The sequence below is a fragment of the Shewanella chilikensis genome, from assembly GCF_037953065.1.
Classification (GTDB): Bacteria; Pseudomonadota; Gammaproteobacteria; order Enterobacterales; family Shewanellaceae; genus Shewanella; species Shewanella chilikensis.
On record NZ_CP149966.1, the window covers coordinates 1,325,729 to 1,340,810 of the forward strand.

A 15,082-nucleotide genomic window follows, 5' to 3' on the forward strand; every position below is an offset into this window, starting at 1 on the left:
TCAGTTTATTTGTTGGCCTGCATGTTGCATAGCGCTTGCTGTATTTACTTAACAAAAATTAACATTTGATAAATATAACAAGGAGTGACAATGAACAAGTTATTACTGCCACTGATGGGGATAGCAAGCTTAGGGCTTAGTGCCTGTGTGGTCAATGTCGGCGATCACGAAGCCAACTGGGATGAAAAGGAGTCCTGGCAGCTGCAGCAACAGCAAAATCAGCAACAACTGGCCAAGTTGACTCTGGGGATGGATCAGCAACAGGTGCAGCATCTCATGGGGCAGGCCGACTTCAATGAAGCCTTTCTCTCCAATGAGCAGCAAGTACAGGTACTATTTTACCGTACCCGCCACAGACACAGTGATGGCAAGACCACCAAGGATGAATGCACCCCCTTGGTGTTTCGCGATCAACAACTGATTGGCTGGGGCGATAAGGCCTACGCGCAGCTGTAATTCACACTCATCCCAATTTCAATCAACTCCTGAGCTGGGCGTCCAAATGGTCTATGGTGTCTGACCATTGGGCGTCCTCGGCCAGAGCCTCTGTTAAAAAAGTGCGCTGAGCTTCATTCCAGAATGGTGCATCCACCAGTTTGACTCCCTCGGGGATAGAATGTGTGCCGATAAAACCTTCTATCGCCTCGCTGCTGCTGGGGAGTCCCAATTGCTCAAATAAATGGGCCAAGTCTGTGTGGGTGGTATCCATATTCTGACCTCCAGAAGTCCTGGCATATCTTGCCAAGGTGATGGGTGAACAAGCCTTCATAAAACAGATAGTAAGCTTTATTCCTTCCCTTTAGCTTATACCAATCGAACCGCAGATCCATTGCTTTAAATCGGCAGAGCTTATTATCTCTATGGGAATGGTGCCCACGGCAGTAGTCGAACGGCTTGACAAGCAAAAGATTGTACTTTGATCCAAAATTGTTAAATTGGAAATTACCCTTTTGGCTGACAAGGACAACAACAAATGGAAACCCAGACTCCCGATTCCCTGCGTGCTGTTTACCTGACGGCGGAAGATTTGCGCCTGGCCGCATCAATTCTCTATAACGCCTATCACTATGATGCGTTTTTTCAGCAGACCTTGCCGGCCGCCAATGCCGCCGAATATGAACAAAAGCTCAGAGCCGCAATTCGTGAAGAGCTCAATGAGCTTTGGCAACAGGAGCAGCCCCTTATTGGGTTGTTCGATGATGAGCGCTTGATTGGGGTTGCCTGCGTGGTGACCTCATCACTTCCCCAGGGGGAGGGGCGCTATTGGCATTGGCGTTTGAAAATGCTGCTGGGGACAGGTTGGCAATCGACGCAGAAGTTGATGCAGAAGGAGAATTCAATTCTGGAGCACCTGCCGGCTACTGAATACGGCATTATACAGTTCATTGCAGTAGCTTTAACCGAGCAGCGCAAGGGTTATGGCAAGTTGCTCGTCCAGGCGGTATTGGGTTGGTGTGATGAGCAGCCGGAGCTGGAAGGGGTTGGAGTCTTTGTGACTGAGGATGGCCATTCTCATCTGTTCCGAGAGCAAGGCTTTGTACCCGTGGTTGAGCTGAATATCGGGCAGTTAACCGGAGAGTTGCTCTTTTACCACAGTCATACTGATGATGACGTCTACCAATAACAGGAGTTAAGCATGGAGCAAAAGTACAAGAGTTTTGCTGAGTTTTATCCTTTCTACCTGTCACAGCATTCCGATCCCGTATGCCGAGGTTTGCATTATCTAGGTTCGATACTGGTATTGCTTCTTCTGTTATTCAGCCTGCTTAGTGGACAATTTGTATGGCTCTTGGCTCTGCCTGTGGTGGGTTATGGCTTTGCCTGGATTGGTCACTTTGGTTTTGAACACAATAAGCCGGCGACCTTTCAATACCCAGTCTATAGCTTGATGGCTGACTGGGTCATGTTGGCCCAATTTGTCAGTGGCAAACGTCGTTTCTGAGTGTTTTTGGTTATTTACCAGTACCAATGTGAGATATGTCTCACAAAGCTGTGCGATAAACATAAGACTTATTAGCTGTTCTTACTGGCGAATAATTAAATGTTGTTAATAAACAAGTGATTATAATTTTATTAGCGACTGCTGAATATTTGTCATTCCTAGCCTGTTCTAAAATCGACCATCTCAAAGAGGGGGCCTTGGGTACACTTAAGTTGTGGTCAGGGCAGGATGCTTTGACAGAGCTTCCAAGGAAGGGCAAGTGTCAGGATGACGCGTTTTGGAAAAGCCTATTCAAGGACGAGCTGCAAGGAAACCTGCTAAATGGATTTCAGTCATGGATGACAATCAAGACAGGACGTCTTGAAACCATTTTAGGGAAGTTCAAGCCAAGGAAACGGCTCGCAGGGAAGCAGTATCCAGGATGGATACACAGAAGATTTTTCCGGTAATAAGGAAATTGCCGCGCCAGGAAAGGCCATTTGAGACAGGAAGGTCTGCTAAGGAAAGCGTTCAGGACGAAGTAGAGGACAGGCTCAGGGATGCCAGCCTTTGGGTTAAGGGAAAACCCAACTCATGGACGACAACAAGCTCGTGGATGGGCAAACATGGAAGATGAGTGCCAGGAGGCCACAAGGAGGCTCAAGGGAATTGAGCAGATACCAGGATGGTTGTCAGCAAGGATGAAAAGATAGCTTGGAAGCTGTCATCACTGAGACAAGGTGTCCACAGGAAGAAATTCATACGCATGGAAGGTGCAGGGAGCACAACTCAGCGGGATGGCTGACAGCAGTAAATAGGGCGCGTCTTAGGACGCGCCTTTTCTTTGTGTGCCGGGCATGGCGCGCAGCCTGTTAAGTTGATGCTGGTAGGATGCCATTGTAAGCTCGCTGTAAGCCCGGTCAGGGGCGTCATTTGCTGCACAGTGAGGGCGCGCATCTTGAGGTGGGAACGGAATAATGTGGAAAATAGCTCATAGAACTGACGAACAGGAATTGAATAGATCTACCTGCAATGGTTGAAATAAGTGGATTAAAGTTCTGCATTGAATCGTCACCAATCACCCAGTCACTTCAGCCGCTCTTTCAGTGGAATGAAATGGCATTTACACCATCTTTTGTACTGTTTGAAATCCGGATGAAGGGATGAATTCTCACGCTTCGTGAGATAACAGCATTTTTTCATCTGTTTTCCCTTGACGAGAAGGTACAACAAACATTGGATAAAGAAACCTTCAAGCATGGTGGATTGTTACTTTTTGTCATCCTAACTATTTGATGATTTGGCGATTTTGCTGTTTACGACAAGTGAGCCAAGCTTGGCATTCAAACTTAGACAAAGCACACATGGAAACCGTTTGCTGTTTCCTTGGCAATAAAGATGAAAATTTTTCCGGTTTCGCCCTTGATCTCCCGCTTCAGTCTCGGCATAGTGTAATGCCGTAATGGTGTACCGCTACAGTGGTGCGCTCAGGTATGCCGCACAAAATAATTTCAGGTGATCAGAATGCAGTCCAGTAACATAGAGAATGTGCACATCAGTGCCGAACAAGTCCTCATAACCCCCGAAGAACTCAAGCAGCAGTTGCCACTTTCTGATCACGGCTATCGCTATATTCTTAGTGCCCGCAAGACGGTTTCCGACATAGTTCACAAGCGTGACAACCGGGTGTTGGTCGTCACCGGCCCTTGCTCTATTCACGATATTGAGTCGGCCAAGGAATATGCCCTCAAACTGAAAAAGCTCCATGACGAGCTCAAGGATCAGTTTTTTATCCTGATGCGGGTCTACTTTGAAAAACCTCGAACCACAGTGGGCTGGAAAGGGATGATCAATGATCCCGATATGGATGAGTCCTTCAATATTGAAAAAGGGTTGCGGATGGCGCGGGAGTTGATGTTGTTTCTGGCCGAACTCGAGTTGCCGGTTGCCACCGAAGCGCTGGATCCCATCAGTCCGCAATATATTTCCGAACTGGTGACCTGGTCAGCCATAGGCGCCAGAACCACAGAATCACAAACCCACAGGGAGATGGCCTCCGGGCTTTCCATGCCGGTAGGGTTCAAGAATGGCACGGATGGCAATCTGGGGGTGGCCATTAACGCCCTCAAGTCGGCGGCCAGCAGTCACAGATTCATGGGGATCAATCAACAAGGGCAGGTGGCTTTGCTGCAAACCGCCGGTAACCCGGATGGGCATGTGATCCTGCGAGGTGGGGCGGGCCCCAACTATGATGCCGATTCGGTGGCCGAGTGTGAACGGCAGCTGCATGATGCCGGGCTCAATGCCAGACTGATTATCGACTGTAGTCATGGCAACTCCAACAAAGATCATCGGCGGCAACTGCCTGTGTGCCGGGATGTATTTGACCAGATAGCGGCGGGCAATCGCTCCATCATAGGTTTGATGTTGGAAAGCCATCTGTTTGCCGGTAGTCAGGCCTGTGACAAGCCGCTTGCCGAGCTTGACTATGGGGTTTCGGTCACTGATGCCTGCATAGATTGGCAGGATACGGAGCAACTGCTCAGGCAAGGGGCGGCGCAACTGAGTTCTATTTTACCCACTCGCTTTGATATGCTCAGGGTGGCAAATGGCTGACGGAAGATTTGAGATGAGTGAGAAAACCACGGCAGAGCTGGAGAAGTTACGCGGACTGATTGACGGCGTCGACCAAGAGTTACTCAAGTTGCTGCGTCAGCGGCTGGATCTGGTGGCCCAGGTCGGCGCGGTCAAACACAACGCCGGCCTGCCCATTTATGCACCGCAGCGGGAGGCCGCCATGTTGGCCAAGCGCCGCGTAGAAGCCGAAAGTCTGGGGGTATCGCCGCAGCTGATAGAAGATGTGCTCAGGCGCCTGATGCGGGAATCCTATCTCAACGAGAAGGATGTGGGTTTCAAGCAGGTGAACCCGGATATCAACAAGGTGGTGATCATTGGCGGTCGTGGCCAGCTGGGCACCCTGTTTGCCCAGATGCTGACACTCTCCGGTTATCCAGTACATCTGCTCGATAAAGATGATTGGGATAATGCCGATGCTATCCTTGCCGGAGCCGGTCTGGTATTGGTCACTGTGCCGATTGCCATTACCTGTGAGCTTATTCGCTCCCGTTTACAAGGCTTGCCCAAGGATTGCATTCTTGCGGATCTGACCTCGATAAAGTCGCAGCCGCTACAAGCCATGCTCGAGACCCACTGCGGGCCTGTGGTGGGGCTTCATCCCATGTTTGGCCCGGATGTGGGCAGCCTCGCCAAGCAGGTTGTCGTGGTGTGCCATGGTCGGCAGAGTGAGGCCTATGCCTGGCTGCTGGAGCAGATAGCTATTTGGGGAGCACGGCTGGTGGAAGCGGATGCCGGCAAGCATGATAAGGCGATGCAACTGGTGCAGGCGATGCGCCACTTCTCCAGCTTTGTCTATGGCCTGAACTTGTGCCGGGAGCAGGCCGATCTTGATAGTCTGCTGCAGTTCAGCTCGCCGATTTACCGGCTGGAGTTGGCCATGGTGGGTCGCTTGTTTGCTCAAAGCCCAGAGCTTTACGCCGATATCATCTTCGCCCAGCAAGAGAGCCTGGGGGCTATTTCCGACTATCTGAACAACTATGCCGGCGCTTTAGCCATGCTCAAGGCCGGTGACAGAGACGGCTTTGTGCGCCAGTTCCGTGAGGTGGCCGAATGGTTCGGTGACTTTGCACCACAGTTTCGCAGCGAGAGCCGCAGCATGCTGCAGTCGGTCAATGATATGAAGAGTCACTGATCTCAAGGCGGTCAACTCCGCTGGCAGTGCAACGCGATTTATCCAAGGGAGCCTTTTAGGCTCCTTTTTCATTTGTATCAGTAAGATAGAAGTCAAAAAGCCATTTATTCAGCAATTGCTTAAGGTGATCTCCTTCAAGCTTTATGACTCACGTTCTTTCGTCTGAGCGATGAAAGAGTACACTGATTTTAAACATGCAAAAATAAAGCATGATTAAAGGAGATATGCCGTGTTTTGTATTCAGTGTGAGCAAACCATTCGAACCCCGGCCGGTAATGGCTGCAGCTATGCCCAGGGGATGTGCGGTAAATTGGCCGCGACCTCGGATCTGCAGGATCTGTTGATTTACATGTTGCAGGGGCTGTCCGCCTATGCCGTCAAACTCCGGGAGTTTGAGGTTATCGATCCGCAAGTCGATACCTTTGTGCCCAAGGCATTTTTCGCCACTCTGACCAATGTCAACTTCGACGATGAGCGGATTACCGAATATGCAAAGGAGGCCGCTCGCTTGCGAGACCAGCTAAAGCAGCGCTATCTGGAGCTTTGTGAACAAAGGGGCGTGACACCCGAGCCTATGTCCGCCGCGGCGACTCTGCTGCTGGGGGCGTCCAAGGCCGAGCTGTTACAACAGGCCAAAGTGGCTGCGCCCAACCGAGGTGATGACCTCAATGAAGATATTCTCGGTCTGCGACTCCTGTGCCTCTACGGCCTGAAAGGGGCGGCTGCCTATATGGAACACGCCCGGGTTCTGGATCAGACCAGCAGCGAAGTGGCCGGTCGTTTCCACGAGATCATGGCCTTTCTGGCGACCGACAGCACAGATGCTGACAAGCTGTTTGCCACTGCGATGGAGATAGGTCAGCTCAACTATTCTGTGATGGCTATGCTAGATGCCGGTGAAACCGCGGCCTTTGGTCATCCAGAGCCGACTCAGGTCAACACCAAGCCGGTGAAGGGCAAGGCAATCTTGGTCTCGGGCCACGATATGAAAGATCTCGAGCTCATCCTGCAACAGACAGAAGGCAAGGGCATCAATGTCTATACCCATGGTGAGATGTTGCCGGCGCTGGCCTATCCTGAACTGAAGAAATACCCGCATCTGGTGGGGAACTACGGCAGCGCCTGGCAAAATCAACAGAAGGAATTTGCTAACTTCCCCGGCGCCGTGGTGATGACCTCCAACTGCATTATCGATCCCAATGTCGGTCAGTATGCCGACCGCATCTTTACCCGCAGTATCGTTGGTTGGCCGGGTGTGACTCACCTGACCGGCGACGATTTCAGTGCCGTTATCGACAAGGCACTGGCGCTTGAAGGCTTTGCCTATGATGAGATCCCCCATATGATCACCATAGGTTTCGCCCGCAACGCTTTGATGAACGCGGCGCCTGCCGTGGTTGAAAACGTCAAGAACGGCAATATCCGCCACTTCTTCCTGATTGGCGGCTGTGATGGTGACAAGGCCGAGCGCAGTTACTTCACCGACCTTGCCAAGGCGGCCCCAAAAGACAGCCTGATCCTGACCCTGGGCTGTGGCAAGTACAAGTTCAACAAGCTCGAATTCGGTGATATCAACGGTATCCCCAGACTGCTGGATATCGGCCAGTGTAACGACGCCTACTCGGCGATTCAGCTGGCGCTGGCACTGTCCGAGGTATTTGAGTGTGATATCAACGAATTGCCGCTGAGTCTGGTGCTGTCCTGGTTTGAGCAGAAGGCGATAGTGGTCCTGTTGACCTTGCTGTCACTGGGAGTGAAGAACATACGTACCGGCCCAACTCCGCCGGCCTTCCTGACCGCCAATTTGCTGAAGGTACTGGAAGATAAGTTCGGCCTGCGCAATGTTGGCACGGTTGAGGAAGACCTGGAGGCGATTCTCGGCGCCGCTTGATGCGTATCTCTTGAGGCCGGAATGCCTGCGGCATTCCGGCCATTCCTTTCTCTGTAGAGGGAGTTTCGATGACACTCAATCCATTACAAGTTTCGCCGGCAATCAGTCAATATCAGGCTGGTCAATGGGTTCCCGGAGAGCTGCGGCTCATTTGTGTCGCCCGCTGGCAGGAAACCCCGGATGTGGTGAGTTTTCGTTTTAAAGCGGCTCAGCCGCTGTCTTTTCATTTCAAGCCCGGGCAGTTTGTAGCATTGCAATTGGAGATTGCCGGTGAGGAGTATCGCCGCTGTTATACCATCTCCTCTTCGCCATCTCGGCCCAATTCTTTGATGCTGACCATTAAGAGGGTTGAGGGCGGCAAAATTTCCAACTACCTTATCGATAATCTTAAGCCGGGCCACAGCCTGATGGCTTCCGGGCCTTACGGCCAGTTCAACCTTATCGATATACCGGCCGAGCGCTATCTGTTTTTAAGCGCCGGTTGTGGCATTACGCCGATGTTTTCCATGAGTCGTTTTCTGACCGACAGCTATCTTGACAGCGATATCGCTTTTATTCACAGTGCCAGAAGCGAGCAGGATCTCATCTTCCGAGACAGTTTGCGGGCTATGAACAGCCGTCACGATAACTTTAAGCTGGGCTATCTGCTGGAGCAGGGAGGTGAGACTGCCTCAGTCTCCGGGGAGCTTGCTGAGTGCCCTATGTTACCGGGACGCTTGAGCTTGGCGGCACTGGAACAACTGGTGCCGGATTATCGTCAGCGCACCGTGTATGTCTGTGGCCCCGAGGCTTACATGGCGGCCACAGAGCAGATGCTGGCGCAAGCAGATTTCGATATGACGCGTTTTCACAAGGAAAGCTTTGCAGAAAATACCTCGGCGCCTGCGGGTGACGGTTCGGCCAATTACCGCTTGAGTGTTGCCGGCCTTGAGCTCAGCATCAATGGCGATCAGACCCTGCTTGAAGCGCTGGAGTCTGAAGGTTTGCCCATTATTGCCGCCTGTCGCAGCGGCGTTTGTGGCTCCTGTAAGTGCCGGGTTGTCTCCGGTGAGGTGGAAAGCAGCAGCCAGCAGACGCTCAGCCAGGATGAGATTGACTCAGGTATGGTGTTGGCGTGCTCCAGCCGGGTGAAGAGTGATATTCAACTGGAAACCGGCCCCTTCTAATTCTGTTTCCGGCATTGCAGAAGTGGCGATCTCACAGTATGGTTAAAGCAGGGCAAAAGCTTTGGGCCCTGCATTCCAGATGTTGGCCGGAGACAGACTATGACCAGCTTACCCTCAGAAGCATTTGCCAGTGAAGATCGTAGCATGGGCCATTTTTTATATGCGCTTATGTGTGCCTTTCCGTTGTTTTTCCTGCCTGTGATCCTGAGCCTGTTGATTAACTTAAGCCAAAGGCAGGTTGCACCTCTGTCGCTGCTGGGCTCTCACTTGCGCTGGCAAAGGCGCAGTATTATGGGTTTGGCACTGTTACTGGCTATGGGCTATTGGGTCAATCCGCTGTGGCTCAGCCTCAGCTTGTGCGCCCTGGGGGTTATCTGGTTCAGTTACCGGATCTTCAAGGGTTGGCTCAGCCTCACAGATGGACAAGCCATGTAGCTCTTGTCTGCTACCAGGGAAGCGGTCAGCCTGATCGCAAGGAAATATGACGGACTATCAACTCTTCTGTGTGCTGGCGGCGCTGGCACTGATTATCTCGCTGTTATCCAGTCGTTTTCACTCACTGCAAGAAACCATTGCCATCACAGGCCTGGCCATGCTCCTTAGCCTGATTATCCTGGTGGTGGGTAAGTGGTTTGAGCTGGATATCCATATCAAAACCATTTCAGTATTGCAGCGCCTCGACTTTCAGGCGCTGCTGCTGAACGGTATGTTGGGTTTTCTGCTCTTCGCCGGTGCGCTGCAGATAAGGCTCAAGGTGCTGGCCAGCCAGAAATGGGAAATTCTCTGTCTGGCTCTGTTTGGTACTGTGATTTCCACTCTGACAGTGGCAGCGCTTTGTTTCTATTTGATGCCGCTGCTGGGGCTGGCGCTACCCTGGAGTTATTGTTTGTTGTTCGGGGCCTTGATATCACCAACCGATCCGATAGCGGTTTTGGCCATCTTGAAAAAACTCGGCGCGCCTGAGGATATTGCCATTCAGGTTGAGGGTGAGTCGCTGTTCAATGATGGTATTGGCCTGGTGCTGTTTGTTGCTGTCTCGCAGCTGGCTTTTTCCGCCGAGGCTCTGAGCCTGGCCGATGTCGGCGCGCTGTTTTTCCATGAGGCCGTTGGTGGCATTGCCTATGGCCTGGCGTTGGCTTTTGCGCTGCATCAACTGATGAAACTCACGGATGAAGAAACCCAGAGACTCTTGATTACCTTGGTGGTGCCTACCGCAGGTTATGTGATGGCAGAAAAACTCTCGGTGTCCGGCCCTCTGGCCATGGTGGCCGCAGGAATCGTGCTGGGGAATTTCACAGTGCCAAAATGCTTTGGGGTCACGGGGAGAATATTGCTGCAAAGGTTCTGGAGCCTGCTTGAACACTTCTTCAATTCGCTCTTGTTCCTGCTATTGGGGCTCCTGTTGCTGTTGACCCATCTGGATATGCAACTCTGGTGGTTTGTGTTGCTGAGTATCCCTGTGGTGTTGTTGGCAAGATGTGTCAGCGTGTACTTACCTTATCTGGGGTTCCGGCGTATGCGGCAATACAGCCAAGGCGCGGAGGGGATCCTTATCTGGGGCGGGCTCAAGGGCGGCCTGGCGCTGGCTATGGCCATGAGTCTTCCGGCGGGGATAGTGCTGACCCCCGAGCTGGAGCTCAGGGATCTCTTGCTGGTAATGACCTATGCCGTGGTGGTCTTTTCTATCATGGTGCAGGGCTCAACGGTTTCCCGTTTGATCCGCCGCAGCCGCGAGGCGGCAGAGGCCGGTAAAGCCGCTGCCGAATCGACTCAGGCTGTCTGATACAGCTTGGCGATTAAGCCTGCATGTTGCTGTGGATGACGGACATCGGCTGCGATGATTAAACCATCTACGCCCAACGCCTTGATAGCCAAGACCTGAGCAGTCAGTGTTTGCTCACTGCTGCTTGGGTTGAGGCACAGACTTGGATTTACCAACAGCGGTAAGTGGCTCTGGGTTTTTAGTTCCACCAGGGCGGCGAGATCCAACATAAGCTGTTCGGGTTGATTCAATCCACTGACCCCCGCATCACAGAGGATTAACTGCTGATTCCCGCCGGCGAGCAGGGTATCTGCGCTGGTCAGCCAATCCTGTTGGCTGGCCATGGGATTACGCTCCAATATCACCGGCAGGTTCTGTCCGCCAAGCACATTGAGCAGCTCTGTGTTGTACATCTGTTTACCGCTGAGCAGCAGCATGTCGGCCGCGGTCTGGGCCAGAGCCAGATCTTCTGCATGCTCCAAGGCAACAATGCTCTGCAGCCCGGCTTGGTTTAACAGGCTCTGCAACTTGGGCAGTTGCTGTTTGGCATCGGGTTGGCGCGTCAGCGTGCTGAGAACCACGCCCTGAAATCCCGCTTCCCTGAGGGCCTTGGCGCTTGGGGCAAAGCTGTCTGCATCTATGGGGAGGTTCAGTTGCGCCAAGGCGGCGAACTGGCCTTGCCCCAGTTTGAGCTGGCCGCAACTAATTTCTGTGCTGACCGGTTTATAGTGACGGGAATGTCTCTGGGGTGACAGTTTGGCGCTGTCCTGCCTGGAACTTTCAGGTTCAATCAGCAGTTGGCTGTGACTCAGCTGGGTTGGCTCGACCGTCTCACAAGGGTAACAGCCAAGTACTTTGATAAAGCGGGTGAGCCGTTCAAGCTCGGCAAGTGCTTGCTGCATAGCTATGGATGCCAGATTGGCATCGACATCCAGATAAAACATCTCTTCCCAAGGCGTGCCCGGGATAGGGCGTGACTCCAGCTTACTCATATTGAGGTTGTGATCTTTGAGGATCAGCAAAGCTTCCACCAAGGCGCCTGGCTTTTGACCGGTTGCCATAATCAGTGTGGTTTTGGCCGGCAGTTGCTCCGGCACTTCTATCGCCTTGCGGGCCACTACGATAAAACGGCTCTGGTTGATTTTTTGATTGGCCAGTTCCTGCTCCAGAGCTTCCAACTGGTAGAGGGCGCCGCCTTCACTGGAGCCGATAGCAGCCACAGTGTTATCGCCCTGGAGAACTTTTTCCATTGCCTCGGCGCTGCTGGCGCAATATTCCAGACGAAAGTCGGGATGGCGACTCAGGTAGCGACTGCATTGACTGATGGGTTGGGGGTGGGCATAGACGGTTTTGATATCGGCAAGCTTGCTTCCCGCTTTGGCCAGCAGACAGTGGCCCACTTCTATAGTGGTTTCACCCACTATGGCCAGGCTGGTGTGCTGCAACACATCGTAGACTTCGTTGATTGAGCCGGATGAGGTGTTTTCTATCGGCAGAAAACCATAGTCGGCATGGCCGGATTCGACGGCCTGCACTATATCATCGAAGTTCTGGCAACCCAGATCCTGCATCTCTACCTGACGACGTTGGCAGTAGCGACTGGCGGCCAGGTAGGAATATGAACCTCTGGCGCCCAAATAGGCGATGCAGTATTGCTGTTTCTGGGTTTCGGGATTGGCTCTGCCCTGGAGGTAGGCCTGTTGGTTCAGCACTGAGTCTTCAATAATGGCCTGGTAGAGACTGATGACATAATGGGCATCCAATCCCTGTTCCCGCCCTTGGCGAACCAGCCTTGCCAAGAGTTCTTTCTCTCTCTGGGTATCACGGATTGGGCGAATGTCCACCTCTTTGCTGCGGGCGACTTCCAGGCTGAGTTGCCGACGTTTGGCCAATAGCGCCAACAGATCCCTGTCCAGGGTAGTGATGTCATCCCTTATTCGCTCCAGCGACGGTACTTTATTCATTCAGACCTCTAAACCAGTAATACTCAGTGCATGATACAGACAAAAAAGCCTCCCGGGTGGGAGGCTTGGCAATTTTCATTTTCGTTTTTACACGTCAGGGCCGCCTCCGGGAATGAGGTGTAAAAAAGAAAATAAAAAATGAGCGATTGAGGTTTTTCATGACATTTAAGCTAAATCTATCCCTTAGAGCTGTCAATCAAAAAATCTTTGGGTTAAACAATGAAAAGCGCACCCGAAGGTGCGCTGGTTAGTGGGAGATTGAAATATCAAGCTGCGTAGTCCTCCTTGTAATCGTATTCGAACTCAGGTTCGGTGGCTTCGGGTTCAAAGGCACCACGCTGAGCTGCGGGTTTGTGGGTCAGGCGATTGAGCTGTTTTTCCAGCTTTTGTCCCATTGCATTTATGGCTGCGTAGAGATTTTCATGTTTCGCCTGGGCAAAAAGTTGTCCGTTGGCCAGTTTTATTGATGCTTCTATTTTAAAGAGTGGCCCTTCTTTGAGGATGATGACATGGGGATTAATCAGCTGAGTATCGTAACGGTCCAGTTTGGTAAGGCGGCTCTCAACACGTTCACGGATGGCAGCTGTGACTTCAAATTGCTTGCTGGTGATCTTTAGCATATTGTCAAACCCTCTGTTGCTTCCTTGGTTTCAGATTAACAATCCCCAGACTTAAAAATGTGATCTAAATCAATATTTGTGGCGAGTCAGAGAGCGTTTGTCACTTATTTGATCACTTAGACAAGTTTGGATTATTTTGCCCTGAAAAGTCTTGAACCCTGGTTGATAAAGGGCCATATTTGATGAGATCACTGAGTATCAGTCCTTTCCGATTGCCTCCTCCCGTCGCTTTAAATATCATCATGTGTATTATCTACAACTCTTTACCCTTATGCCGTTCGGGCCAAAACGGGTGATAACAGGAAGTACTTTATGAATAACAACGAAGTTAAAGTGAAGGTCTGGGATATACCTGTGCGGGTGTTTCATTGGGGCATGTTGCTGCTCTTGGGCGGGCTGTGGTGGAGTGCCGATCAGGGCGAGATGAGCTATCACCAGTTGTTCGCCTATAGTCTGATGATCTTGTTGGTGGTACGGCTTATTTGGGGCTTTATCGGTAGCGACACTGCCCGTTTCAGTCATTTTGTCCGTCATCCCCGTCAGGCATTGGATTATCTTGCCAAGATGCGGGCCAAGCAGGCTCCTCATTCTTTAGGGCATAACCCTCTTGGGGGTTATATGGTGGTACTTTTACTGGTCATAATCAGCTTGCAATTGGTGTCGGGTTTGTTTGCCACAGATGAGATATTTACCGAAGGGCCCTTGGTTTCTTATGTCAGCGGTGAAACCGCTAGTTGGTTTACCTGGTTACACAAGAAGAATTTCGATCTTTTATTGATCCTTGCCGGTATTCATGTGGCCGCCGTCTTGCTGCACCGCTTCAAAGGTGAAAAGCTGGTGGGGGCAATGTTCAGTGGCTATAAGCGCTTACCGGCTGCAGAAGCGCAGCAACCCAGGTTTGCCTCTTTGATACTGGCATTGGTGCTTTTATTGGTAGTCGCCGTGCCTGTGGTGCACTTTTTGATGATGCCAGTGATAGGCATGTTGTAAGTTTCGTTGTAAGTTTCCAAACAATAAAAAGCCTGCTAGATGCAGGCTTTTTATTGTGATGACTAAAAGGGATTAGTCTTTTTTGTATACGTCGTGGCAGCCTTTGCAACTCTTGCCAACGGCACCGAAGGCTTTTTTCAGCTCATTCTTGTCGCCGTCTTTGGCTGCAATAGCCAGGGCGTCGGCATTGGTTTGCAGTTCTTTGAACTTGGCTTCAAAGTCAGCCTTGTCGGCCCAAATCTTGGCCAGAGCTTCAGTATCACCTTTGTCGGAACCATCGATAAAGCCTTCCAGTGGCAGTTTCGCCAGGGCGGCCACATTGGCTGCACGCATAGCTGCAACATCGGCGTTAAAGTCTTTCTTGCCTTTGAGCATGGCACCGATATCACCGAAGTTATAGGCCATCAGGCTGAAACCAGACTGACGGTACTGGATGGCATCATCGCTGCTTTCAAAGTTGTGGGCCTGAACAGCTGTAGCGCTAAGCGCCGCGGTGGCGGCTAACATCAGTAAGTATTTTTTCATTATCATTCTCACAAGTTTGTGCGTTAATGTGACATTGCTTGGCTATTGTACACATTTTGTTTGACCTAGGGAGTAGACTTTTTCAGTTTACATGTAAAGTTTTGTCAGTAACTGGCTGCTAAAACACGACTTTTTTTCGCAGGAAAACAACGCTATACTGTGTTCACGTACCATTACGTGAACACGAAAGAGTTGCTATGCGCCCTGATTGGATATCAGTACTGGAGAAAGTACTGGCTCACAATAATCCCGAAGACCTAAACTGCCTGTTTGAATTGTTGTTGACCGATGATGAAAGACATGCCATCGCCGGCCGTTTGAAGGTGTTTCAGGTATTGCTTGAAGGGGAGATGAGTCAGCGGCAGATTGCGGCCGAGTATGAGGTGAGCATAGCAACCATCACCCGTTGTTCCAACTATTTGAAGCATATGCCCGCAGCGCTGAAGGAAAAAATCCGAGCCTTGATCCTTTGAG

15 protein-coding genes and 1 other annotated feature are annotated in these 15,082 nt (G+C 51.4%); of the genes, 11 read left to right on the top strand and 4 right to left on the bottom strand.

Annotated features, from left to right (window positions below):
• Positions 1–90: 90 nt before the first annotated feature.
• Positions 91–456, top strand: coding sequence for a DUF3192 domain-containing protein (locus WKR14_RS06090; protein WP_101053519.1), 366 nt, complete (start codon positions 91–93; stop codon positions 454–456).
• Positions 457–478: 22 nt separating this feature from the next.
• Here WKR14_RS06090 and WKR14_RS06095 read toward each other — a convergent pair whose 3' ends face one another.
• On the bottom strand, positions 479–709 hold the full coding sequence (locus WKR14_RS06095; RefSeq protein WP_101053521.1) for a DUF2789 domain-containing protein: 231 nt from the start codon (positions 707–709) through the stop codon (positions 479–481).
• A gap of 264 nt (positions 710–973) precedes the next feature.
• Between WKR14_RS06095 and WKR14_RS06100 the strand changes: the two genes are divergently transcribed.
• The 8 genes from WKR14_RS06100 to WKR14_RS06135 all read left to right on the top strand — a co-directional run bounded on the left by WKR14_RS06100 (position 974) and on the right by WKR14_RS06135 (position 10,530).
• Entirely contained in the window at positions 974–1,624 is a 651-nt protein-coding gene (locus WKR14_RS06100) for a GNAT family N-acetyltransferase (protein WP_101053524.1), read from the top strand.
• Between the two features lie 12 nt (positions 1,625–1,636).
• Positions 1,637–1,942, top strand: a complete 306-nt coding sequence (locus WKR14_RS06105) for a DUF962 domain-containing protein (protein ID WP_101053526.1) — start codon at positions 1,637–1,639, stop codon at positions 1,940–1,942.
• A gap of 1,503 nt (positions 1,943–3,445) precedes the next feature.
• A complete protein-coding gene (locus WKR14_RS06110) occupies positions 3,446–4,537 on the top strand; it encodes a 3-deoxy-7-phosphoheptulonate synthase (RefSeq protein WP_101053530.1) in 1,092 nt (363 codons plus the stop codon).
• Positions 4,538–4,550: 13 nt separating this feature from the next.
• Positions 4,551–5,690: a bifunctional chorismate mutase/prephenate dehydrogenase gene (tyrA, locus tag WKR14_RS06115; RefSeq protein WP_101053532.1), complete on the top strand. Its 1,140-nt coding sequence runs from the start codon at positions 4,551–4,553 to the stop codon at positions 5,688–5,690.
• Between the two features lie 229 nt (positions 5,691–5,919).
• Entirely contained in the window at positions 5,920–7,581 is a 1,662-nt protein-coding gene (hcp, locus tag WKR14_RS06120; protein ID WP_107005905.1) for a hydroxylamine reductase, read from the top strand.
• A 68-nt stretch (positions 7,582–7,649) separates the two neighbouring features.
• Positions 7,650–8,747, top strand: coding sequence for a hybrid-cluster NAD(P)-dependent oxidoreductase (locus WKR14_RS06125; RefSeq protein WP_165564731.1), 1,098 nt, complete (start codon positions 7,650–7,652; stop codon positions 8,745–8,747).
• Positions 8,748–8,846: 99 nt separating this feature from the next.
• Positions 8,847–9,182, top strand: coding sequence for a hypothetical protein (locus WKR14_RS06130; protein WP_028779791.1), 336 nt, complete (start codon positions 8,847–8,849; stop codon positions 9,180–9,182).
• Between the two features lie 46 nt (positions 9,183–9,228).
• Positions 9,229–10,530, top strand: a complete 1,302-nt coding sequence (locus tag WKR14_RS06135; protein ID WP_224867397.1) for a cation:proton antiporter — start codon at positions 9,229–9,231, stop codon at positions 10,528–10,530.
• On the opposite strand, the gene WKR14_RS06140 is transcribed toward WKR14_RS06135, so the two are convergent.
• Complete coding sequence (locus WKR14_RS06140) at positions 10,518–12,473, bottom strand: chorismate mutase (RefSeq protein WP_224867399.1); 1,956 nt, start codon at positions 12,471–12,473, stop codon at positions 10,518–10,520. The genes WKR14_RS06135 and WKR14_RS06140 overlap by 13 nt on opposite strands.
• 38 nt (positions 12,474–12,511) lie before the next feature.
• Positions 12,512–12,631, bottom strand: a sequence feature (Phe leader region).
• 108 nt (positions 12,632–12,739) lie between these two features.
• Entirely contained in the window at positions 12,740–13,093 is a 354-nt protein-coding gene (gene hpf / locus WKR14_RS06145; protein ID WP_039034229.1) for a ribosome hibernation-promoting factor, HPF/YfiA family, read from the bottom strand.
• 312 nt (positions 13,094–13,405) lie between these two features.
• Between hpf and WKR14_RS06150 the strand changes: the two genes are divergently transcribed.
• Positions 13,406–14,083 (top strand): cytochrome b/b6 domain-containing protein, encoded by a 678-nt coding sequence (locus WKR14_RS06150; protein WP_101053542.1) that lies wholly within the window; start codon positions 13,406–13,408, stop codon positions 14,081–14,083.
• Positions 14,084–14,155: 72 nt separating this feature from the next.
• Here the strand turns inward: WKR14_RS06150 and WKR14_RS06155 are convergent, their stop codons facing one another.
• On the bottom strand, positions 14,156–14,608 hold the full coding sequence (locus WKR14_RS06155; protein ID WP_215774106.1) for a c-type cytochrome: 453 nt from the start codon (positions 14,606–14,608) through the stop codon (positions 14,156–14,158).
• A 197-nt stretch (positions 14,609–14,805) separates the two neighbouring features.
• Here WKR14_RS06155 and trpR point away from each other — a divergent pair, with 197 nt between their 5' ends.
• Positions 14,806–15,081, top strand: coding sequence for a trp operon repressor (gene trpR / locus WKR14_RS06160; protein ID WP_101053544.1), 276 nt, complete (start codon positions 14,806–14,808; stop codon positions 15,079–15,081).
• The last annotated feature ends 1 nt before the right edge of the window (position 15,082 follow it).